We start from the raw sequence: 23,110 nt of genomic DNA, 5'->3' as shown, positions 1-23,110 counted from the left end.
GGTGAGCACCACAAAGCTACAAAAATCAGGGCATTTCTATCAGTTCCAGGAAGGTTTCACGAGAGATGAAACCTGCGCCCAGTGAGGCGAGATGTTCCGTTTCCACCTGGCAATCGATCAGCTTCAGCTCCTTTGCATAAGCCTGTACAAAAGTGATGAAAGCTGCTTTGGAAGCATTGCTCACATCCGAAAACATGGACTCCCCAAAGAAACAGTGACCAATTTTCACCCCATACAGACCGCCTGCCAGCTGGTCATCCAGCCAGGCCTCCACAGACATGGCATAGCCTGCCTGATGCAGGCGGATATAGGCTTGTTGCATCTCATCCGTAATCCAGGTACTGTCCTGCCCGCGGCGGGCAATACGACTGCAACGCTCGATGACAGCAGGAAAATCTGCATTGTAGGTAATACGGAACTGTTGACGGCGTAGCACCTGCTTCATACTGGAAGACACATTCAGGTCGGCCGGAAACAATACAAAACGGGGATCGGGGCTCCACCAGAGTATAGGGCGTTCGTCGAACCAGGGGAAGATACCGGAGCGGTAGGCCAGCAGTAGCCTTTCCACAGAAAGGTCACCACCTACGGCAAGCAGGCCATCCGGCTCTGCGAGATGCACCGGAGGGAAAAGCAGTTGTTTATTGAGACGGAAAACGGGCATGGACAATACAATCGGTTAGCGGTCCGCCATCTCTTCGATAGTGGCGCTGATACCTCTTTCCACCAGCGCTTCCCACATAGGGCGCAGCTTGTGGTATTCCCCTTCCTTCACAGCATATTTACCATTGTGATGTATAATAAGGGCACATTGCTCCGCCTGCTGGTGGGTATGGCCGCAGACTTCAATCAGGGAAGCGATCACCCAATCGAAGGTATTGACATCATCATTCCACACCACCAGACTGAAGGGAAATTGCTCATCTTCAGCCACCAGGATGTCCTCCAACTCTTCCGTAAATACCTGTGTATTAGTTCTTTCGCTCATTTTTAAATAAAGCTTTACGCAAAATTACATGGATTATTCGTTAATTTCTTCATATTTGACCCAGAGAATTGATTATTTAAGATTTGTTTATTTTCATATTCGCTGCTTCACGCCGCTATCCGGCGCAGGAATGGTAAACAGACAATAAACAAAATAACAATGTGTTATATGGTCCATAGCTTGGTTTTATTGATGGATACCCATCTGCCCCTGAAAGATCCGGTACCTATTTTTTCGCTGGTACTGTTTATTATTCTGCTGGCCCCGATTATCCTCCGCAAATTCCGTATCCCCAGTATCATCGGGCTGATACTCGCCGGTATGGCTATTGGTGATCACGGTTTCGGTATAATCGAAAAAGGCAGTATCGATCTGTTTGGCAAGGCGGGCTTACTGTATATCATGTTTCTGGCCGGTCTGGAGCTGGACATGACAGAGTTTCGCAAGAACCGTTACCGCAGTATGGTGTTTGGGGCACTGACCTTCTTCATCCCGCTGCTGCTCGGTTTTGTGGTGTGTACCTATGTACTGCATTTTAACTTCAAGGCCACGCTGCTGGTATCCAGCATGTTTGCCACCCATACGCTCGTAGCTTACCCGCTGGCCAGCAGGCTTGGCATTACCAAAAATGAAGCGGTCACCGTTGCTGTAGGCGGCACCATCATTACCGATACCGCCGTACTGCTGATACTGGCTGTTATCACCGGGGCGCAGGCCGGCAACCTCAACACCGCTTTCTGGGTGAGACTGGGCATTTCCCTGACGATATTCGCGCTGATCATCCTGTGGCTGATGCCCATGCTCGGACGTTGGTTTTTTAAGAAGATCAAGGACGATAAAACCTCCCACTTTATCTTCGTGATGGCCCTCGTGTTTGCGGCAGCTTTTCTCGCGGAACTGGCCGGCGTAGAAGGCATTATCGGCGCGTTTCTCGCCGGGCTGGCGCTCAACCAGCTGATCCCGCATACTTCGCCGCTGATGAACCGTATCGAGTTTGTAGGTAATGCGCTCTTTATTCCGTTTTTCCTGATCAGTGTAGGCATGCTGGTAGATCTCCGTGTGCTGCTCAAAGGGCCCGAAGCGCTCATTATTGCAGGCGCGCTCACCATCATGGCCCTTAGCAGTAAGTGGTTTGCCGCCTTCTTCACACAGCTGATCTTCAAATACAGTCCCACCCAACGGAATGTGATCTTCGGCCTGAGCAGCGCCCACGCGGCCGCCACCATCGCGGTGATCCTGATCGGTTTTAATATGGGCATCGTAGATGAACATGTGCTCAATGGCACCGTGGTGCTCATTCTCATAACCTGCCTGGTAGGCTCCTTCGTTACAGAAAATGCCGGACGCCGATTGGCACTACAGGAAGCAGAACAAAAACCGGAGCTGCCGGACCAGCCGGAACGTATACTGGTGCCCGTTTCTAACCCCGAACGTATCGAAGCGTTGCTGGACTTTGCCGTGATGATCAAAGATGCCAAAGCGCCTACGCCTATCTATCCGCTGGCGGTGGTACAGGACAACGAAGAAGCACGCGACAAAATCCATCTCACCAATAAAATGATGGAAAAAGCCATCATACATGCAGCGGCCACCGAAAGCAATGTGCAGGTAGTCACCCGCATCGATCTCAACGTGTCTGACGGCATTGCCCGCGCAGCCAAAGAACTGATGATCAGCGACGTGATCCTCGGCTGGACAGACAAAACCAGCACTACGGACCGTCTCTTCGGCAATATCTTCGGTACTACCATGGACAACGTATTGCAGAGCGTATGGGAAACGGTATATGTGTGCAACTTCCTGCACCCGCTCAACACTACTAAAAAAATGGTGCTGGTACTGCCGCCCAATACAGAATATGAACTGGGCTTCCTGCACTATATGCAGAAAATGTTTTTGCTGGCCAAACAGGCCGGCGCCAAACTGCTGGTGTTCTCCAATGCCAGAACACAATCGCTCACAGAAGCTTTTATCACACAGTCCAAATTAAGCGTGGAAGTCACCTTCAAACAATTCGAAACCATCGAAGACTTCCTGATCCTTTCCCGCGAGGTAACCCGTGATGACCTGGTAGTAGTAGTGACCGCCCGCAAAGGCACCCTCTCCTATCACGCTTATCTGGAAAATATTCCTGCTAAAGTAAGTCGCCATTTTAAAGACAATAACGTTATTCTGCTGTATCCGGAACAAACAGAAATAGACTACCTGGAAGCCGGGCTGCAGCCGGATGACCTTACCCTGGCGCCGATACAGGAACAACTGGCCAATCTGAACAAACTTGGAAAAGCGTTCAAACGTATCTTCAAAGGACCCAAAAACAAAGGGTCATAATCGTACATTATGTATACAATTCATCATTCATATCAGGAACGATAAATATTTTTCACCCGCTTCAAACCCTTTGTAACAAAGGGTTTGAAGCAATCATCTCTATAAAGTTTTAAAAAATATTTGGTAGAATAAAAATAGTTTATACCTTTGCAATCCCATCGAACGAAAGGCTCGACGGTAAACAAAGAAAGAGGGAGCTTAGCTCAGCTGGTTCAGAGCATCTGCCTTACAAGCAGAGGGTCACTGGTTCGAATCCAGTAGCTCCCACACTTTAGTTTTTTTTGAATTATTGAAAGGATCTTTTTTAGGGAGCTTAGCTCAGCTGGTTCAGAGCATCTGCCTTACAAGCAGAGGGTCACTGGTTCGAATCCAGTAGCTCCCACACACTTCATCGTCTTTAAAAGATCTTTTTCCGGGAGCTTAGCTCAGCTGGTTCAGAGCATCTGCCTTACAAGCAGAGGGTCACTGGTTCGAATCCAGTAGCTCCCACACAAAGCCATTCAGTAGTACTACTGAGTGGCTTTTTTGTTTTAATACCTACCTTAGCCCCATACATTTCCCCACCCATAAACATCCACAAATGAAACAGCTTATATGGCTGGCAGCACTGCTGATCACCGGCAACCTGTATTCCTTCCCTACCTTGGCAGGCCATCCACCTGACACACTGGTACTGGCCACATATCAGTACAGCACCAACACCAGGACCGCGAACCTGCAACCACTGGCAATCGTACTTCAACAACAACTGGGCTGCAGCGTAAAAGTAGTGAGTTATCCCTCCGTACAGCAACTGATCGAAGGACTGTCCCGGCAGGAAGCAGATATCGTTTTTATCAGCACCATGGGATACCTGCTCTACGATCAGCAATCACAGCAAAACTATGTCCCCGCTGTATCACTGCAATTTCCCACTGATACCGGCAGCGACCACTATAAATCCTGTATTGTGGCCCGGCATGACTTTTCCGGCAACGATATCCGGTCGTTGCAAACCGTGACAGGGAAAAGCACCTTTGCCTTTGTCAACAAAGGCTCTACTTCCGGCAACCTTATTCCCCGCCTGGCACTCAGCGCCGCAGGCATCAGTAACCCGGAAACACATTTTTCTGATATCGTTTATACCGGCAATCATAAAAGCGCCCTGGAAGGGGTCACACGCGCATCCTACTACCGGTTTCTGAATGTGCAATCCAATCCCGGAGTGGTAAAGGAAATACTGGAAAATTTCGGAATTTTTTGATTTACGATTTTTTTGATTTTGTAGATCTATAAAAGAGAAGACCGAAGCAAGTGATTACCCGCTTCGGTCTTCTCTTCTTTTATTTGCGAAATCAAAAAATTCGTAAATCAAAAAATCTCTCAATAACTACGGTTTCTTTTTCTTCTTCTCCGCTTTTTTGACATAGTTTCCTTCGAAGAAACATTTAATGCCACGGTAAGCACCACAACCACCTATTTCGCGGATATTAACCCTGCCGGATGAGAACTGGAAGGCAATGCCACAGGATGATTCCTTGTCTTTATACTCACCTCTGTTACCAGCGATATAATGGCCCTTTCCACTCAGCTCACCTTTACAGTTGCCATTGTCTTTGGAGAAAGTAATGAAGAACTGGAAAGTTTTGCCGTCTTCACCATCACGGATAGAGATCAGGCTCATGTCACCGGAGGTATAGTCACCAGAGAATTTATGCTTGCGGGGCAGGGTATCGATAGGATTGAAGATCTGACCAGGCGTAGTAGGTCCGTTGGAGTTAGTCATGATCAACTGGACAGACCCGTCTTTGTTCACCGCATAAAAATCTTCTTTCAATGCAGTATTGCTGCCGCTCAGCTTTTTCTCAGAGCTTACCTTGATCACATTTTTACTATCGATGGAAGTAGAAATCACCGTACCATCAGCACTACCGGTGTTGGCTATACGCAAACGGTTCAGGTATTTTCCTTTTTTATCGAGTATACAGAGGTAACCGGTGGTTTGTGTCCGGCCTACTGCTTTAATGACCATGTAGTTGGTCACACTTCCCTGTATACGGGTCAGGGGAAACAGTTTTACTTTTTCTGTTTTACCGTAATCTCCCTTCATGAGGGTATCCGTCAGGAAGCGGCTCACGTCTGCTACGGCAACAGCCAGCGAGTCGGACTGTTTCAGCTGCAGGGAGTCTGCATTCAGTTTATACGGTAATGTTCCGGGTGTAAACAATTCCTGGAAGTCTTCGAATGTCATGGGCTCATCAGCGCCTCTGCCAGGTGTCTTTTTAGATTTGCAGGCTGCCAGTGCAACAATTGTCAATAATAATAACAGGTAACGCTTCATGAAAAGTTGATTCAGGGCGAAAAGTTAGATATAATTTTTATATGTGCGCAGCTAAAATCAAAAAACATACCGGATGAGGAAAAGTTCAACTAAATTATTTAGATTTGTCTAAACAATATTTTAGACGACATGAACTTATCTATTGCAGAAGAGAACTACGTGAAGGCCATATATAAGCTCCAGGAAGGGGATACAGCCGTAACAACCAACGCCCTGGCGTATGAACTGGATACCAAACCGGCTTCTGTAACGGACATGGCGAAAAAGTTAAAAGACAAACAACTGATCGACTATGAAAAATATAAAGGTATCACGCTTACCGCTGAAGGCCGTAAAACTGCCTTGCAGATTGTACGCCGTCACCGGCTGTGGGAATGTTTTCTGGTAGATAAGCTGGCTTTTAGCTGGGAAGAAGTGCATGAGCTGGCTGAAGAGCTGGAGCATGTGCGCAGCGAGAAACTGACCAACCGTCTCAGTGAATATCTGGGCAATCCGACCGTAGACCCGCATGGAGATCCCATCCCCGATGCCCATGGCCGGATGGCCAAACCACGCCCGCAAACATCACTGGACCAGGCCAACGCCAAAAGGCTGGTGGTCACGGCCGTTACGGACCAGTCGGTAGCCCTGCTGGCTTTCCTTAATGCCAAAGGCATCCGCCTCGGCACCCAACTGGAAATTGTCGCCCACTACGAATATGACAATTCCATCGAAATCAAAATGAAACATGCACCGTCCCTCACCATTAGTGAGCAGGTAGCTAAAAATATCATGGTAAGACCCGTTTAAAAATTACGAATGACAGATGACGCATTACGAATTCCGGGTTCTTTCGTAAGTCGTCATTCGTCATTCGTGATTCGTAATTGAATTTATTATGGACTACAATCGCGCAACGTCACTAAGTGAGGTACATCAGAGCATAGATACGAGCAATAAATCGAAGTGGAGAAAACTATTCGCCTTTTTCGGGCCGGCCTACCTTGTCAGCGTAGGGTATATGGACCCGGGCAACTGGGCCACCGACCTCGCCGGTGGTAGCCAATACGGCTATAAGCTGATATGGGTACTGCTGATGAGCAACCTGATGGCCCTGCTGCTGCAAAGCCTCAGCGCCCGGCTGGGCATCGTTCGCGGCCGCGACCTGGCGCAGGCCAACAGGGAAACCTATCCACGCAGTGTTAACTTCATCCTGTACCTCCTGGCGGAAGTGGCCATCGCCGCCACCGACCTTGCTGAGGTGCTGGGCATGGCCATCGGGCTGCAACTGCTCACCGGCCTGCCCCTGATATGGGGCGTGAGCCTCACCGTACTGGACACCTTCCTCCTGCTGATATTGCAACGGTACGGTATCCGAAAAATGGAGGCCTTCATTGTAGCGCTGGTAGCCATCGTCGGCATTTCTTTTCTGGTACAGCTGGTCATGGCCAAACCCGATATGCGGGAAGTAGCACAAGGCTTCATCCCTTCCATCCCGGACAACACCGCCCTTTATATCGCCATCGGCATCATCGGCGCCACCGTAATGCCACATAACCTTTACCTGCACTCGGCACTGGTACAAACACGCAAAATCAAACGGGACGATGCCGGCATCAAACAGGCGCTGAAACTCAATTTTGTGGACAGCACCATCGCACTCAATCTCGCTTTTCTGGTAAACGCTGCTATCCTCATCCTGGCAGCGGCCGTGTTCTTCAAAACCGGCCGTACAGACATTGCAGAAATTCAGGACGCACACCAGCTGCTGGAGCAATTACTGAGCAGCAAACTCGCCCCCATCCTCTTCGCCGTGGCGTTGATTGCCGCCGGACAGAGCAGCACCGTGACCGGCACCCTCGCCGGGCAGATCATCATGGAAGGTTATCTGCACCTGCGTATCAATCCATGGCTGCGCCGGCTGCTGACCCGCTTGCTGGCCATCGTACCGGCATTCCTCGTGATCCTGATCGCCGGAGAAAACCAGGTAGGCGCCCTCCTCGTCTTCAGCCAGGTACTGCTGAGCATGCAGCTGGGCTTCGCTATCATCCCGCTGATCCACTTCGTGAGCGATAAACATACCATGGGCAAATTCGCCATCAAACCCGGCACTAAAGTGCTCAGCTGGGCCATCACCGCTTTGTTGGTATATTTGAATATGCGCATGGTATATACAGAAGCAATGGGCTACATTTCCGGCAACGGTAATGTCTTCGTGGACGGTATCATCATCCTGGCCTCTCTCGGCTTTGTGGTGCTGTTGATCGTCACCGTGGTATATCCATTGATCAGCCGCTACCGCCAGGAAGCATCCGGCGGCATCCACACGCCGCAGGTGTCTCTCGGTGAACTGGAAAAGCCGGAATACAAATGCATCGCCATGGCGCTGGAATTCAGCAAAAAAGACGAACAAATCATCTCCAACGCCATTGCTCACGGTAACGAGCATACGGAGTATCTGTTGATACACATCGTGGAAAGTGCTTCTGCCAAATATTTCGGTACAGAATCCGATGACTTCGAAACACGGAAAGACCAGGAACAGCTGGACACTTACCTGGCGCTGTTAAACAGCCGTGGCATCAAAGCCCGTGGTATGCTGGGCTTCCGCCATCGCGCCAAAGAAATTGCCCGCATCGTCAACCATGAAAAAGCTGATTTTCTCGTACTTGGCGGCCATGGCCACAAAGGCATCAAGGACTGGATATATGGAGAAACAGCCAATCAGGTGCGCCACTTTGTGAAGGTACCGGTGCTGGTGGTGCAATAACGGAGATAACTATACGATTGATAATTACAGCTTAACTTGAACAGCTAAAAAAGCGGATTATGCAAACCACCTTTCAGCCCGGCGATGTGAAACACTTTACCCGTCATGTACGGGCAGAAGACTGTGCTGCCTTTGACAGTGGTCGGGTACATCCCGTCTATGCCACATTTGCACTGGGACGTGATGCGGAATGGTGTTGCCGGTTGTTTGTGCTGGAAATGAAAACGGAAGAAGAGGAAGGTATCGGTACCATGTTGACCGTGGAACATCTTTCACCGGCCCTGCAGGGCAGTGAAGTACATTTTACCGCTACCATCACAGCGCTGCAGGGAAATGAAATTATTTGTAGTTATGAAGCCCATGTGGGTAACCGGCTTATTGCAAGGGGCACTCAGGGACAGAAAATATTGCTCAAAGAAAAACTCGAACGGCGTTTTGCTGCTTTATAAGCCCAGCGCCGCTTTCAGCCGGGGATAACCAGTTTTGCTCACCAGCACCCTGGCGCCGCTGCGCAGGATCGCCAGGTGGTTTTCCTTCTCATAAGGATCGATACGCGTTACCTGATTAACGTTGAGTATATACGAACGGTGCACCCGGGTGAACTGCTGCGGGTCCAGCGTCTGCTCAAAAAACGACATGGTTTTGTTTTTCAGGAAACTACCTTCATGCGTTACAATCTTCACATAATCATCTGCCGCTTCCAGGTAGTGAATGTCCTGTACGGGGATGATTTTTATTTTCCCGTTGATTTTAATCACCACGCGGTTGTTCTGCAATGGCGTAGCAGCGGCTGTTTCCAGCAGTGCGGCCGTAGCGGCGGCATTGCTGTTATGTTGTTCCAGCCATTTCTGAAAGGCCCTGTCAAAACGTTCACGGGAGAAAGGTTTCAGCAGATAATCCACTGCGTGTACTTCGAAAGCGCGGAGTGCATGTTCTTCAAAAGCGGTAGTGAATATCACGGCTGGCATGGTTTCTACCAGTTCCAGCATTTCAAAACCGGTGATCTTCGGCATCTGGATATCGAGGAAAATAATATCCGGCTGGTGTTGCTGAATAGCTTTTAATCCTTCAAAACCATCGTTGCATTCCTGCATCAGCTGTACCTGTGGGTAGCCTGCCAGGAACTCCTTTACCACTTCACGTGCCAGAGGTTCATCATCAATTATTACTGCTTTTATCATGTGTTTGTGGTACTTTAATCAGCGTGGTATAAATATTTTCCTGTGCACCTGTTTCCATCAGGTCCTGCCGTGCAAACAGCAGGTACAGCCGACGTCTGATGGAGGTCAGCCCGAACCCGGTGCCTTTGTTGGGCTGCTGCAATTCATTATCAAACGGGTTTTTCACTTCCAGCAGCAACATCCCGTCTTCCACATAAGCCCTGATAGTGATGCAGATATCTCCTACCGTATCATAGAGCCCGAACTTAATAGCGTTCTCTACTACCGGTTGCAGCAGCATGGGTGGCATATACATAGCCTCTGCCGCTTCATCATAACTAACGCTGGTGGATAAACGATGACCAAACCTCACTTTCTCGATATCCAGATATAACTGCAGGTACTGTAGTTCTTCTTTGAGTGATATCCAATGGTCATCTTCCCGTTTCAGCGACCCACGGAGGAAGTCGGACAGCTTGAGCACCATTTCACGGGCCTGTTCCGGGCGCAGCATGATCAGTGCATTAATAGAGTTGAGGCTATTGAACAGAAAGTGCGGTTGTAACTGCTGCCGCAGCTTGTACAATTCCGCTTCCCGGATAATGGCTTCGTTGGCCTCTCTCCTTTCCCTTTCGCCCTGTTCTTCTTCTTCATCGTACCACAACTGGCTGCGGTAGCCAATACCGGCGATGATCATACATCCTACGATAAAATGGATGGGGATGGCACTATTCAGCCAGCGCAGGTACACCGGGTCGTTATCGAAGGTGGTCTCTAACAGCCAGTGGGTGAAAAATACCCAGAGGGCCGCCATCACCGAACTCACCACCGTTACATACAGGAACTTGTTGACACCCGCGCCCGGACGGTAGTACGACAGATTACGGCTGATCAGGAAACCGGCGCCGCCCAGTAAGACAACGTGCACGGAACTGTCTGAAATAGCCTGCCATGCGGTCAGATCAAACCAGTAATACAGCAAGGCTGCATACAATACCAGCCATATCAGGAATGAGGTAAGGAAACTCCACCGGGAGTTCCCTTTGTATAATTCTTTTGCCAAAAGCGCGCTTTTTGTCCGTTTTAAACGTTCACTTCAATATACTGTTGTCCCTGCAGCTGGGCAGATTTCATCTGCAACCAGGCAATGTAGGAATTGGGATCTCCCGGCTCTTCTATGCGGGAATACAGCTCCATGCCGTCTGTCAGTTGATCAAGGGTATATACTTCAGGTACATTGATGAACTTCCATTGTACCAGTTCCTGTTGTTGGTTCTTGAAGGCATATTGTTCCTGCATTCCGATTTCCCTTGCTTTCTGCCAGGCCTCTTTTTTAGAGATGGCGCTGATCAGTCTCAACTGTTCATCGAATTGCGGTGTATGACTGCCATTACCGCAAATGATCTGATAAACTACTTTAGCAACAAACCAATACATACAATAAGATTTAAAAAGTTGGTAAGATAATGCGCTGTAAAGTTCCTTAGGCGAAGCTTTTGATCTCCACTCCACCGAAAATACAGGAGCCTTTCAGCAGCAGTACTTTGTCTTTATCAATACTTCCCAGCAGAGCGGAAGGACGTTTTTCCTCTACGCCGCCCATAATGGTAGAGATGTCTACTTTCACGGTCCAGTTGGCCGGTACTACAATTTCACATCCGCCGAAGATAGCGGTCACTTCAAGTGTCACGGTGCCGTTGATGTCCGCCTGCATCAGGTTGAGGTCTGTACCGCCAAATACATTGGAGACATAGCCGCCTTTGAAGTTTTTGGAGGTGACCACCTTTTCGAGGCCACTGAAACAGGATGAGATGTTGATGGTATCGTCATCGGCAGAAATGTCGCTGCTGGTGCGGTCTTTCGCGAAATATCTTGCATCAGTGAAATACCCGTCGTTGTGTCTCTTAAACAATGCGGTGATACCGATGGCGATCAATACAACCGGCCAGATAAACTTGGCGGTGTTGTAAGGCCAGTGCAGGATTTCACCGGCGAGGAAGATGCCGCCTACCGCCATCATGGCAAACCAGGGACCACCTCTGAAATTATGTTTGAAGCCCAATGCCAGGCCAATTACGATCAGGATCATCTGCCAGGAGAACACCCAGCCCGGGATATCCAGGTCTAACCGCTGCAACAGCAGGGAAGTACCTATGAGGATAAGGATAATACCGCCAATACCGCGTCCTCTTTTTCTTCTGGCGACAAAATCATCTTTAATCATTGTCTTGTTGTTTTCATTGCTGGAATGTTTTAACAATGCAAAAGTAGGACGACAGAAGCGGCTGTAAAAGCTCCATTAGGCTAAAAATGCGGTTTTACCGGTAAAAAGCAGGAAAAGACCGGCGAAAGTGGCCTCGGCCATCCCGGGAACCCCCAGGACTAAGTCCTGAGCCGTGTTGCAGGATTTCACATGTGGCAGAATTTCATCAGGTATTAATGATAAATTTAATCGTTGCCATCTCTCCATCAGAATATTAATTGTAGCCCAGGACTTTAGTCCCGGGGAACCTGGAGAAGCTAGATTTCGACTGTTACGAGATCGGCCTTGCCGGAGAGTTTTTCCAGCACTTCCCGAAGCTGTTGCACCATCGGATCAGGGCCACAGATATAGAAATGCTGATCAAAATTGGAAATCTTCCGTTTCAAATATGCTTCATCTATAATATGATGGTCATAACCGGGCACTTCTTCCCGGGTAATGGTATTAATGAAGTTGTTACCCAGCATTTCCTGAAATTCTTCTTTCAGAATGATATCAGCGTAGGTACGGTTGGAGAAAAACAGCTTGTTGTTGCCCAGTTGTCCTTTATGTTGCAGGTCGCGGAAAATGGCGATGAAAGGGGTAACGCCGGCGCCGCCGGCAATAAAAATACCTTCACCTTTATATTGGATAGCCCCCCAGACGTCGTGCAGGATAAGGCTGTCGCCCGGCTGAATATGCCCCAGCAGGTCGGTTACGCTGTGATGATCGGGATAGCTTTTGATGGTGAATTCCAGGTGGTCCCATTCATTCAGGCTGGTAAAGGTAAAGGGACGGCGTTCATCTTCCCATCCGGGCTTGTTCACGGCCACTTCTGTAGCCTGACCGGGGACAAACGTGTATCCTTCAGGTTTTTCTACCTTATAGCGTCTTACGTTGTGCGTGACAGGGGTTACCGATAATACTTTAACGATATGGCTTTCCATAGAGTAGGTTTTCAGTTAGATATGAATATAGGATATTTTTTGCTCAACGCAGTATCACTGCAGACAGCTTCGCCAGATCTGCGGCCCAGCGGGCATAGTCTTTCCCGGAAGGATGCAGACCATCGGTAGCCACCAGGGAGGCATCCTGCGCAGCTTCGCGCGTATAGGGGGTAATGTCCAGCCAGTGGGCACCCAGCCCGGCCGCAATGGTTTTATTGACAGCATTAAAAGCATCTATTTCCCGGGCAATGGCGGCCTGGTCACGGTCTGCCGCAAAAGGCGTCACACCCCAGTCGGGGATGGAAAGCACCACCACATGTGACGGGCGGTGACCGGCAAAATCAATGGCCTGCTGCAGCAGTTGGGTAAACTGTGCCTTGTATTCCTCCAGGCTACGGCCACGGTACTGGTTATTCACGCCAATGAGCAATGTCACCAGGTCGAAAGTACCGGTAATACGGGCCTCCCGGATCCCCTTCTCCAGTTCGTCTGTTGTCCAGCCGGTGGTCGCCACTATTTTAGCGTCATTGATCGTGATGCCTTTGGCCCGGAGCAACTGAACGGTCTGCGCCGGGAAACGCTCCGTTTCCGCTACGCTTTCACCGATAGTATAGCTGTCACCCAGCGCCAGGAAAGAATATGGGACCATAAGGGTATCTGCGGTTTTGTGATGATAAAAAAAAGAACAGCAAAATAACATTAATCTTAACATAAGCAAAAAGTTATATACACCCTCTTTTTCACATAGAATTAAGCAGAAAGTTCACCCGCCTTAAACCGGAATGCCGTACCTTTGCACCCGATTACAACAATTAAGTTAACGCATAAAGAAACCGTTTTATGCCGGCAGAAAAAATATCGATGAACAATGGCCTGTTACAGGTCCCTACCCACCCAATCATACCATTTATTATAGGCGACGGAATTGGTCCGGATATCTGGAAAGCCAGCGTCCGTGTATTCGACGCAGCTGTGGAAAAAGCCTATGGTAGCGAGCGGAAAATTGAATGGAAAGAAGTATTGGCAGGCGAAAAAGCCTTCCAGGAAACCGGCGAATGGTTGCCTGCTGCAACGCTGGATGCGTTGAAAGATTACCTGGTGTCTATCAAAGGCCCGCTGTCTACCCCGGTAGGTGGTGGCATGCGTTCCCTGAACGTGGCTATGCGCCAGGAGCTGGACCTGTACGCCTGTGTAAGGCCTGTACGCTGGTTCAACAAAGTACCTTCTCCGGTGAAACATCCTGAGAAAGTAGACATGGTGATCTTCCGCGAAAACACTGAAGATATCTATGCCGGCATCGAATACATGACAGGTACGCCTGAATGTGAAAAACTGCTCAACTTCCTGCAGAATGAAATGGGCGTGAAAAAAATCCGTTTCCCGGAAACTTCTTCCCTCGGCATCAAACCGGTGTCTATCGAAGGAACCGAGCGACTGGTACGCGCTGCCATCCTGTATGCACTCGAGCACAAACGTCCTTCCGTTACCCTCGTACACAAAGGTAACATCATGAAATTCACCGAAGGTGGCTTCAAAAACTGGGGCTATGCACTGGCGGTAAGAGAATTTGGTGATAAAGTGTACACCTGGGAACAATGGGAACAAACCAAAAAAGAACAGAACGAAGAAGCTGCCAATAAAGCGCTGAAAGTAGCTATCGCAGAAGGTAAACTGCTGATCAAAGACGTGATCGCGGACAACTTCCTGCAACAGATACTGCTGGCTCCTCAGGATTACTCTGTAGTAGCTACCCTGAACCTCAACGGTGACTATATCTCCGACGCACTGGCTGCTGCAGTAGGTGGTATCGGTATCGCTCCCGGCGCTAATATCAACTACCTCACCGGTCACGCCGTGTTCGAAGCTACCCACGGTACTGCACCACGCTTCGCTAACACCAACACCATGAACCCGTCTTCCGTTATCCTCAGCGGGGTAATGATGCTCGAATACATGGGCTGGAAAGAAGCTGCCGAAATTATCGTGCATGGCCTGAGCACTGCCATCGCCCGCAAACGCGTTACCATCGACTTCTACAACCTGATGGACGACGCCACCCTGGTAAAAACCAGCGAGTTCGCGGACGAAGTGATCAAACAAATGCAACACTAGTTTCACGCAAAGGCGCTAAGCAGCAAAGAAGCAAAGGTTTTTTAAACAATAATACTAATTAAGAAAGCAAAGAAGCGGACCCTCTTTTGTTGGTTATATTATATAATAACATCATCAACAAAAGTGGTCTTCTCTTCTTTGCTTTCTTATTTTATCATTATTTTTCCCTTTGCTGCTTTGCTGCTTAGCGCCTTTGCGTGCCCATCTTATGAAAATGTTTTGTAATTTTCCCAGCTATTTGTATTTTTCGTGATTATCCCTTTTAGGGACTTGCTTGAATAGTTGTTCGTTTTTGTTGCTTTTAATCTAATTTTTTAAAAAAAACCGTAATGTCAAAAATTAAAGTAGCTAATCCGGTGGTAGAACTGGATGGAGACGAGATGACACGGATCATCTGGAAATTCATTAAGGACAAACTGATACTTCCATATCTGGACGTAGAAATCAAATATTTTGACCTGGGCATGGAACATCGTGATGCGACCAACGACCAGGTAACTATTGATGCAGCTAACGCTATCCGCGAAACAGGCGTAGGGATTAAATGCGCTACTATCACTCCTGATGAAGCCCGCGTAAAAGAATTTAACCTGAAACAAATGTGGAAATCACCGAACGGCACTATCCGTAACATCCTGGATGGTACTGTATTCCGTGAGCCCATCGTGATGAAAAACGTGCCGCGCCTCGTGCCTAACTGGACTGCTCCTATCTGCATCGGCCGTCACGCTTTCGGTGACCAATACCGCGCTACTGACTTTGTGACCAAAGGCAAAGGCAAACTCACTATCAAATTTGAAGGTGAAAACGGTGAAGTGATCGAACACGAAGTATACAACTTCAAAGGCGACGGCGTGGCATTGGCGATGTACAACACCGACGAATCCATCAAAGGCTTCGCCCGCGCTTGTTTCAACCAGGCCCTGATGAAAAAATGGCCGCTGTACCTGAGCACCAAAAACACCATCCTGAAAAAATACGATGGTCGTTTCAAAGATATTTTTGAAGAAATCTACCAGCAGGAATTTAAAACTGCTTTCGATGCTGCAGGTCTCACCTATGAGCACCGCCTCATCGATGACATGGTTGCTTCTGCCCTGAAATGGAACGGCAACTTTGTTTGGGCTTGTAAAAACTACGATGGTGACGTTCAATCCGATACCGTTGCACAAGGCTTCGGTTCCCTCGGTCTGATGACTTCCACCCTGGTTACCCCTGATGGTAAAACCATGGAAGCTGAAGCGGCTCACGGTACCGTTACCCGCCACTACCGCGACCACCAGGCCGGTAAACCAACTTCCACCAACCCTATCGCTTCCATCTTCGCATGGACCCGCGGTCTGGAATTCCGTGGTAAACTGGACAATAACCAGGAACTGATCAACTTCTGTCAGGCACTGGAAGAAGTTTGCATCGAAACGGTGGAAAGTGGTAAAATGACCAAAGACCTCGCAGTTTGTATCCACGGTAACAAAGTGGAACACGGCAAACACTACCTCTATACAGAAGAATTCCTGGAAGAGCTGGACAAAGCCCTGAAAGCGAAACTGGCGAAATAACTATCATTTAGTTATTTTTTCATTTTATTATTTTGATATTAAAAACGCAGCGAAGATCACCTTATATCGGATGGTCTTCGCTGCGTTTTTAATATCAAAATAATAAAATAGCTAAATGCCTAAATATCTACAGTTTCATTTGTTTACGCACTACCTTATCTTCTCCGTAGATATCATCGTAAAATACCAGTGTGCCTTCTTTACCTTCTGCAGTGAAGTAGCGGAAATAAATCGGGATACGACGGGTAAGGTCTATCTGTCGTTTTTCCTCCCGCTCAATCCATACCCGAATGCTGTCTCCTTTGTGATTGGAAGTATCCGGCGATGCCACCAGGTACTGCGCCAGGCTGTCCCACTGCTGCACCCGCACACAACCATGGCTCATGGCACGCATGGAGTTTTTAAACAGCCCGCGGTTATTGGTATCATGCAGGTATACGCTGTATTTATTACGGAAGTTAAACTTCATAATGCCGAGTGAGTTGTCCAGTCCGTCCATTTGCCGCAGCACATAAGGGAAATGTCCTTTGGACAGCTTGCTCCAGTCTATCGTTGACGGATCTACGGCGTTACCGGACGCATCGATCACCTCAAGGTTTTTAGCGGCCAGATAACCGACATTTTTCTTGATAGCAGGCAGCATTTCCTTAAACACGATGCTGTAAGGCACACGCCAGTAAGGATACAACATGAAGTTGGTCATATAGGAATTGAGGATGGGTGTGCGGGTACGGGGTGTACCAACAATCACCCTCGATTCCAGTTTCACCTCGCCGCTATCCACTACCTGCAGCGTATAGCCGGGCAGGTTAACCATGATATACTGACGGGGCAGCGTATCCGGCAGTTTGCGCCAGCGGTCCAGGTTTACGGCCGCCTGCATCACCCAGTCGTGTACCGAGCGGTTCATCGCCATCACGGTCCGTTTACCAGGCACGCCGTCCGGGTAGATGTTAAATTCTTTCTGGAAAGCTTTTACACCGGTTTTCAGCAGGGTGCTGTCTATCTGTTTGCCGGTAGTGTCCAGATGGCCGCTTTGCACCAGCCGATCGACCACCAACAGCCGGAAAGCAGGGGTGTCTGTATAGTTTAACGGAAGCGTATCCCAATGATAGGCCGCATACTTTTCCTTGAAAGAACGAATACCTTCTTTCAGTGCCACATACCCCGGATGGGTAGGTTCAAGGTCGTGCAGCAGGGTTGTTACCTCGCCCTGTTCCAGCGCCTGATGGAGTTTGGCTGTCAGCTGTGTGTCGGTGAAAAGGGAATCGGCTTTTAGCGTCACGCTGTCGCGCGGCGCAGCTCCGAAACGCAGGTCAGACGCCATTCTCATAAAGGCGTCGGTCAGCATTACGTCCATCCGCGCCCACAAGGCGGCATCTTTTTTAGCCGCAGGGTCGTTGCTGAGTTGCTGCCAGGCAGTATTCAGCGCCGGTTCGTGGTAATGCGCCGGTAGGAGGCCTACGTCTTCCGCCTGTTTGATAGCATCTATCAGGGTGGCGGCAGCAGCGTTGGGCACACCGTCTTTCGACCAGCGGCTGGCATTTTCCTTTTCCTTGTAAAAGTCCTGCAGGGCCTGAGGCCGGAAGGCGGGAAGACTGTCTTCCATCAAACCATCGTTGTCCTGAATGGCGGACAGCCGTTCCGTGATGCTCTCTTTTACCACTTCGTCCAGCTGCCGGATGTTGGCGACAATTTGTTTCTTTTTGGGGGTTGCGTGCTTCTTTCCATGTCCACAGGCTAACAACAAACACATTCCGGAGCCGCACAACAAACTAAAAATAAGAATCTTGTACTTCATCTGAAAAAATCGATGGGTAAAGATATATAATTTCCATGCCAAAAATAAAAATCCCGGAGCAATGGCTCCGGGACAATGACTATCGGCACCAGCTATGTTGTTAACGGCAACACTCTTTTTTGGTGAACAATGACTGTATGAATTTCAGGACAGACAATAATACTTTTTTCATCTCCCAAGGATTTTTAAAGAAGAGGCTACGGTGAGCAGTAGCCTCTCTTTCAACTAAAACTAAAACAACTAACTTCTAACAATTATAGTTTATCAAGGGGAATACGCTTGGGTGTTTTCAGTTGCTTGAACTGGCTGGGCGTAAGGCCGGTCACTTTTTTAAACTGTGCCGACAGGTGCGCCACACTGCTGTACCCCATTTTATAACTGATTTCACTTAAACTCAACTCGTTGTAGTCCAGCAGTTCTTTCACCCGTTCAATTTTTTGCTGAATGATATACTGCTCGATGGTCACCCCTTCCATTTCAGAAAAAAGGCTGCTCAGGTAATGATAATCCTTTTGCAATTTGCCAGCCAACAGCGAGGAGAAATTTTCTCTCATGTCATCCAACTCTGAATAGTGGACAGTTTCTACAACGATGTTTTTGATGGCAGCCACCAGCTGCTGCTTTTTATCGTCTATCAGTAGAAAGCCTTCCGCCTGCAAAGCAACTGAAACTGCCTGCAATTGTTGTTCAGTAACCTTTCCATCCACAGTGGCCTTCCCCAGCTGAATGTCGGCTACGGTCAGCGGAACCGCTTCCAGCACTGATTTGACTACTTTAATACAGCGCGGACAAACCATATTTTTTATGAACAGATCTGTTTTCACGCAGGTTTATTTTTTAATGTTAAAAATATTGTGCTCTATACGTACCATAAATGAATTGAATGAATTACGCGCCATATCTCCGGTGAGCTGCGTGCGGTAAGAAAGATCCAATCGGGTAGTGCTGTTGAAAATAAACTGTACCGCCGGCGCGATATCCAGATAGGAACCTTTTCCTGCTGCGTCTGTATTGGTTTTGCCCAACAGCTCCACATACAGGTTCAGATTGGTCTGGTTAAAATTCTTGTATCTTACCGGAAGCACCAAATATCCTGCGGACAGGCTATAATTTACAGAATTTTTCGGGAATCCCTCCGGGATATTGTCCTTTATATTGTTCATATAACGGGAATATCCCAACGTAGTAGACAGCGCCAGCTTATGCAGCAGCTGTGTGGCGATGATACCGCCGCTCACGCCGGAAGTAGCGCCCTCCAGGTCAATGTCCGTATTGGCATACGGCTTTTTGGTGGCTGGCGTAGACGGCAGATAAGGATTATCGATCACGGAGCCTTTCACATAGGCTGCCATTCTGAAGTGTGCATGCTGCTGGTCGAGCGACAGGAAGCGGTATTTAGCATAGACACTGCCTCCTTCCATCCGGATAGAAGATTGCATCATATTGGCAGCATAACCAATGGCGTGCACCATCAGTTTTTTGTTGACACCCCACATGATCTCCGGCTCAAACCGCATACCGGTGGTACCATCATGCTCCATTTTAAAGAACTTGTTGGTCAGCCGGATGCCCAGCGAGTTGGCCGGCATATTACTGGCCGGCTCTGTGTTGACGTATAATTCCTGTGCTTTTGTTCCCTGGCTGAAGGCAAAGAGCGCCGCAGCCATCATTAAAAATTTGCGCATATACTGAAACCGTAAGGATTAAATAGTAACGTGATAGATCCTCTTGGATGCTTTGGCATCATGCGGTGTGCAGCAGTCAGCCATTACCCCTGTTTTATAACAGGACATGGTGGTTTCAGTTGCGTATTTTTTAAACTGTTTGGCAGAAACAAAATCTTTATCAATCACGGTGATGTCTTTATCACCGTTCAATACCTGGTCTTTCACATGCATAAAGTGCAGAGTGCTGCCCGCAAAAGGCACATGCGTGTCGTTGTGCACCTTTACATCGCTGAAGCTGGCGGTCACCACCAGTTTACCGACAGAAAAACCAGCGTCTTCTACTTTCTGTTTGATCGCGTCGATATTAACAGCCGCATCTGGTTTGAAATGCAGGATAAAAGTAGTGTTGTCGAGGTCGGTGTCTATTTTGTCCACAAATGGCAGTGTCTGGAGAGATTCCAGTGTGGCACGTGAACACATGGCGCAGGTGAGGCCGGAAGCCTGCAGACTGGCTTTTTTATATTGCGCCTGAGCGCCAAAAGATATACCAAATGCTACTAAAAGAATGGATAACAGTTTCATGATCTGAAGTTTATAAATAAAATAATACAGCAATACCTATAAGTTTCCGCGCAGCGGAAAACAGTAACAGGGAGCTGTTATCAGATCAGAAAAACACAGTTGCGGAGGAAAACAGGCGTAGTAGCGCCTATATCCGGCGGTTCATGCGGATAGCCGCCTGGAGGCAGCTGTAAGGAGGAGAGCGAAGGTGTGTGCAGGATTTTTACCGGCAATTGCAGATCAATTGTCACCGGCGCATCCTGCTGCAGGGCTTTGGCCGCCTGATGGGAGGTGGTCACCTTGCAGAATTTGACCTCGTTTTTGCAGCAGTCCATACTTTTTACCGGCCGCCCGCATCGCTTGCACTGGTCCTCATCAGGGACGTTTTGCAGTTTTACGGATGCCAGTTTGCCCATGCAATAATGCACGTTGACCGTGAACCCGCTGGTAAGCAGCGTGTACAGGACAGCAAAAAATATGGCGAAAAAACGTTTCATGTCAAGTACAAAAATACTACAATAAATTGTTTTTCACCATGACGGCTGTCAAATTCCGGAAGCGTCAGCTATTTTAACATTCAATTAACCCGGGAGGGAGGATCTGGGACAGGCTAACACAAACTTTCATACAGGGTATACCCGCACCTTGTATCTTTTGTCAGATACAAGGTGCAGCTTTATTAGTTGATAAACCACCAACGCAGTCCCAATCGGAAATCGAAGTTGTTGTAAGGATACAGCGGAGCGGAATGATTGTTTTGTGTAAAGAACACGTTCAGGTTTTCTGCGCGTACAAACGCGGAGAAAGACTTAATCCGGAAATGGGCAAACGCAGCGATGTCAGGTGCGTTGTATTTCACTTTGGTAGTGTTCTGGTAAACAAATTGACCGAGCAACGGTGAATAGTCGTCGGCATTATAAGAGGTATTGTAACGGAATTCCAGGCCTGTCATCAGGTTCAGGTTGCGGTACAACAGTTTCTCGAATGCAAAGCGGTGCCGTGTCCAGATGGCCGGTACGTTCAGCGGCCCTTCACCGTGGCGCTGCTGGAAGGCTACTTCGGCATACCAGGAGAACGGACGGATAGTGAATTTCTTGCTGAACACCACCTGCAGCAGATTAAACAGGTTGGGCGACTGCGCACTATGGTAATAATCCTGGAAATACGTGTAGTTGGTGAACAGGAAATAGTTCACTGCCAGGCTGTATTTCAGTTTTGGGTTTTCCGCCACAAACTGCAGCTGGGTGGTATTTTCCTTGGCGGTAGTGCTATTGTACCAGGTGTCACGGTTACTATTGAAGAACTTGTACACGTAGGACGGTTCCCGGTTTACGTTGCTGACCGACAACTTCACATCGCCCAACAGATCATTGATATGCCGTCGTAAACTACCATAAATACTGTAATCCCCGATATTCTGCCCCACTACATAGAACTCGCCACGGGCAGCGAAATCCCACTGCTTGTTGCGGGTTTTGTTGCGGTATTCCCCATGCAGGGCCAGATTAGTGAAGTTGATGTCTGCATCGAGGAAAGTACCGGTAATACTTTCGAAGCGGGCACCGAGATTAATAAAGTGCCCCAGGTTGCCCAGTACGGGGAACTGCACCAGTGACAGGTCATTGGATATTGTTTTCCATTGATGTTTTGCCTGGATGGTATCGCCGGCTTTGTAGAAGTCAAACCCATAATGCCGGGTGTAGAAAAAAGTATCCTGGCTATTGTCGAGGAACTGGTAGTTGTTATTCTGGAAGTTGAACGTGTACTGCACCCGGAAAATAGGCCGGTAGCGGAAGTAGTCCGTTGTGTCGTTGATGTGAATGGTGTCACCGCGGCCCCAGTCGTACTGTTGCTGGATCAGCAATCCGGTTTCCTGGTATTGTGATTTCACGGGGATTTTAGTACCGAAGAACGCATATTGGGTAACTTCCTGGTTACCGAGGTTTACATCAATACTCTGGCGGTTTTTGAATCGGCTGTTTGCCAGAAAGGTATCGCTTTTGATACCACCGTTTTCCCCGCCATTGAGTTTGTTATAGTAGAAGCTGAAATAAGTATTGGCTCGTTTATTCTTGCTCTGGTAGCGGGCGGTAAGCCGGTAGGTATCGTGGTTGGTGGTCTGCGAGCGGTAATAACCGGGAGCATTTACCTTACGATAGTCAAAGGCGAAGTTAAAACGGTCCGTCCGGTTCTGGGTGTGACTAACGCCGATCACCTGTTCCTGTTTACTACCTACAAGATAGTTCAGTTCAGAATAGGGACGGTTGGTGCTATAGAACCTGGCATTCGCGTGGCTGAAGCCATAGATGTCGTAAGCATGAAAGCCCGCGTCAAATCCGGGTTTCATCAACGGTGTGAAGATGATGTTCCGGGCTGCCGCGCCGCTGTTGCCCAGCGTCATGTAGTTGGCCGGCACTTTCAGGAAGTCGATATTGAAATCGGCCACAGACGAGTCGATGGTAAAATCCGTCGGCTCACCCAGGTAACGGTAAGTCAGCGTAAGGGTGTCTGGTTCCTCATGGTGATGCATCGTGTCGCGCTGCATTTTGCTGGAGCCGCCACCACCGCCGGTATTACCGAAACGATTGGTATTGAACTGTGCCATTAAGGAATGACTACCTGCTAACAGCAGGGCTATGATAATAAGAAGTTGCCTCATCCGAAAATGACAAA

22 protein-coding genes and 3 tRNA genes are annotated in these 23,110 nt (G+C 48.5%); 10 read left to right on the top strand and 15 right to left on the bottom strand.

The window, feature by feature from the left end; translation table 11 throughout:
- Positions 1-25: 25 nt before the first annotated feature.
- Together aat and ICL55_RS26320 are read right to left on the bottom strand one after the other, a co-directional pair.
- A complete protein-coding gene (aat, locus tag ICL55_RS26325; RefSeq protein WP_188103116.1) occupies positions 26-664 on the bottom strand; it encodes a leucyl/phenylalanyl-tRNA--protein transferase in 639 nt (212 codons plus the stop codon).
- Between the two features lie 15 nt (positions 665-679).
- Positions 680-988 (bottom strand): ATP-dependent Clp protease adaptor ClpS, encoded by a 309-nt coding sequence (locus ICL55_RS26320; RefSeq protein ID WP_188103114.1) that lies wholly within the window; start codon positions 986-988, stop codon positions 680-682.
- A gap of 168 nt (positions 989-1,156) precedes the next feature.
- Here ICL55_RS26320 and ICL55_RS26315 point away from each other — a divergent pair, with 168 nt between their 5' ends.
- The 5 genes from ICL55_RS26315 to ICL55_RS26295 all read left to right on the top strand — a co-directional run bounded on the left by ICL55_RS26315 (position 1,157) and on the right by ICL55_RS26295 (position 4,562).
- Positions 1,157-3,319 carry a cation:proton antiporter gene (locus ICL55_RS26315; RefSeq protein ID WP_188103112.1) on the top strand — a complete coding sequence of 721 codons (2,163 nt, stop codon included), beginning with the start codon at positions 1,157-1,159 and terminating at the stop codon, positions 3,317-3,319.
- Positions 3,320-3,511: 192 nt separating this feature from the next.
- Positions 3,512-3,586: transfer RNA gene (locus ICL55_RS26310), tRNA-Val, on the top strand.
- Between the two features lie 40 nt (positions 3,587-3,626).
- Positions 3,627-3,701 (top strand) — tRNA-Val (locus tag ICL55_RS26305).
- Positions 3,702-3,733: 32 nt separating this feature from the next.
- Positions 3,734-3,808: transfer RNA gene (locus tag ICL55_RS26300), tRNA-Val, on the top strand.
- A 91-nt stretch (positions 3,809-3,899) separates the two neighbouring features.
- On the top strand, positions 3,900-4,562 hold the full coding sequence (locus ICL55_RS26295; protein ID WP_188103110.1) for a phosphate/phosphite/phosphonate ABC transporter substrate-binding protein: 663 nt from the start codon (positions 3,900-3,902) through the stop codon (positions 4,560-4,562).
- 126 nt (positions 4,563-4,688) lie between these two features.
- On the opposite strand, the gene ICL55_RS26290 is transcribed toward ICL55_RS26295, so the two are convergent.
- The gene (locus ICL55_RS26290; RefSeq protein WP_188103107.1) at positions 4,689-5,639 is read right to left on the bottom strand and encodes a hypothetical protein; all 951 of its coding nucleotides are present in this window, start codon (positions 5,637-5,639) and stop codon (positions 4,689-4,691) included.
- Between the two features lie 129 nt (positions 5,640-5,768).
- On the opposite strand from ICL55_RS26290, the gene ICL55_RS26285 reads away from it, so the two are divergent.
- The 3 genes from ICL55_RS26285 to ICL55_RS26275 all read left to right on the top strand — a co-directional run bounded on the left by ICL55_RS26285 (position 5,769) and on the right by ICL55_RS26275 (position 8,837).
- Positions 5,769-6,428 carry a metal-dependent transcriptional regulator gene (locus ICL55_RS26285; protein ID WP_188103105.1) on the top strand — a complete coding sequence of 220 codons (660 nt, stop codon included), beginning with the start codon at positions 5,769-5,771 and terminating at the stop codon, positions 6,426-6,428.
- A gap of 88 nt (positions 6,429-6,516) precedes the next feature.
- On the top strand, positions 6,517-8,388 hold the full coding sequence (locus ICL55_RS26280; protein WP_188103104.1) for an Nramp family divalent metal transporter: 1,872 nt from the start codon (positions 6,517-6,519) through the stop codon (positions 8,386-8,388).
- 59 nt (positions 8,389-8,447) lie between these two features.
- Positions 8,448-8,837 carry a thioesterase family protein gene (locus tag ICL55_RS26275; RefSeq protein WP_188103103.1) on the top strand — a complete coding sequence of 130 codons (390 nt, stop codon included), beginning with the start codon at positions 8,448-8,450 and terminating at the stop codon, positions 8,835-8,837.
- On the opposite strand, the gene ICL55_RS26270 is transcribed toward ICL55_RS26275, so the two are convergent.
- The 6 genes from ICL55_RS26270 to ICL55_RS26245 all read right to left on the bottom strand — a co-directional run bounded on the left by ICL55_RS26270 (position 8,832) and on the right by ICL55_RS26245 (position 13,386).
- A complete protein-coding gene (locus tag ICL55_RS26270; RefSeq protein ID WP_188103102.1) occupies positions 8,832-9,569 on the bottom strand; it encodes a LytR/AlgR family response regulator transcription factor in 738 nt (245 codons plus the stop codon). The two genes, ICL55_RS26275 and ICL55_RS26270, sit on opposite strands and share 6 nt — an antisense overlap.
- On the bottom strand, positions 9,547-10,611 hold the full coding sequence (locus ICL55_RS26265; protein WP_188103099.1) for a sensor histidine kinase: 1,065 nt from the start codon (positions 10,609-10,611) through the stop codon (positions 9,547-9,549). The genes ICL55_RS26270 and ICL55_RS26265 overlap by 23 nt, the downstream gene beginning before the upstream one ends.
- Before the next feature lie 20 nt (positions 10,612-10,631).
- A complete protein-coding gene (locus ICL55_RS26260) occupies positions 10,632-10,985 on the bottom strand; it encodes a DUF4288 domain-containing protein (RefSeq protein WP_078671871.1) in 354 nt (117 codons plus the stop codon).
- A 46-nt stretch (positions 10,986-11,031) separates the two neighbouring features.
- On the bottom strand, positions 11,032-11,772 hold the full coding sequence (locus ICL55_RS26255; RefSeq protein WP_188103097.1) for a LiaF transmembrane domain-containing protein: 741 nt from the start codon (positions 11,770-11,772) through the stop codon (positions 11,032-11,034).
- Positions 11,773-12,068: 296 nt separating this feature from the next.
- Positions 12,069-12,737: an FAD-binding oxidoreductase gene (locus ICL55_RS26250; protein ID WP_188103095.1), complete on the bottom strand. Its 669-nt coding sequence runs from the start codon at positions 12,735-12,737 to the stop codon at positions 12,069-12,071.
- 43 nt (positions 12,738-12,780) lie between these two features.
- Positions 12,781-13,386, bottom strand: a complete 606-nt coding sequence (locus tag ICL55_RS26245) for an SGNH/GDSL hydrolase family protein (protein ID WP_188103093.1) — start codon at positions 13,384-13,386, stop codon at positions 12,781-12,783.
- A 191-nt stretch (positions 13,387-13,577) separates the two neighbouring features.
- On the opposite strand from ICL55_RS26245, the gene icd reads away from it, so the two are divergent.
- Positions 13,578-14,849, top strand: a complete 1,272-nt coding sequence (gene icd / locus ICL55_RS26240) for an NADP-dependent isocitrate dehydrogenase (RefSeq protein ID WP_188103090.1) — start codon at positions 13,578-13,580, stop codon at positions 14,847-14,849.
- 329 nt (positions 14,850-15,178) lie between these two features.
- Positions 15,179-16,408 carry an NADP-dependent isocitrate dehydrogenase gene (locus ICL55_RS26235; protein ID WP_188103088.1) on the top strand — a complete coding sequence of 410 codons (1,230 nt, stop codon included), beginning with the start codon at positions 15,179-15,181 and terminating at the stop codon, positions 16,406-16,408.
- A gap of 127 nt (positions 16,409-16,535) precedes the next feature.
- On the opposite strand, the gene ICL55_RS26230 is transcribed toward ICL55_RS26235, so the two are convergent.
- From ICL55_RS26230 to ICL55_RS26205, 6 genes are all read right to left on the bottom strand, one after another.
- Entirely contained in the window at positions 16,536-18,209 is a 1,674-nt protein-coding gene (locus tag ICL55_RS26230) for a L,D-transpeptidase family protein (protein WP_188103086.1), read from the bottom strand.
- Between the two features lie 254 nt (positions 18,210-18,463).
- Entirely contained in the window at positions 18,464-19,033 is a 570-nt protein-coding gene (locus ICL55_RS26225; protein WP_317166536.1) for a helix-turn-helix domain-containing protein, read from the bottom strand.
- A gap of 6 nt (positions 19,034-19,039) precedes the next feature.
- Positions 19,040-19,894 (bottom strand): transporter family protein, encoded by an 855-nt coding sequence (locus ICL55_RS26220; RefSeq protein ID WP_188103084.1) that lies wholly within the window; start codon positions 19,892-19,894, stop codon positions 19,040-19,042.
- A gap of 18 nt (positions 19,895-19,912) precedes the next feature.
- Positions 19,913-20,458, bottom strand: coding sequence for a heavy-metal-associated domain-containing protein (locus ICL55_RS26215; protein ID WP_188103082.1), 546 nt, complete (start codon positions 20,456-20,458; stop codon positions 19,913-19,915).
- 80 nt (positions 20,459-20,538) lie between these two features.
- Entirely contained in the window at positions 20,539-20,934 is a 396-nt protein-coding gene (locus ICL55_RS26210) for an HYC_CC_PP family protein (protein WP_188103079.1), read from the bottom strand.
- A 182-nt stretch (positions 20,935-21,116) separates the two neighbouring features.
- Complete coding sequence (locus ICL55_RS26205) at positions 21,117-23,042, bottom strand: putative porin (protein ID WP_188103077.1); 1,926 nt, start codon at positions 23,040-23,042, stop codon at positions 21,117-21,119.
- Positions 23,043-23,110 lie beyond the last annotated feature (68 nt).

Source organism: Chitinophaga varians (assembly GCF_014529945.1).
Classification (GTDB): domain Bacteria; phylum Bacteroidota; class Bacteroidia; order Chitinophagales; family Chitinophagaceae; genus Chitinophaga; species Chitinophaga varians.
This window is presented reverse-complemented; position numbering and strand designations above follow the sequence as displayed.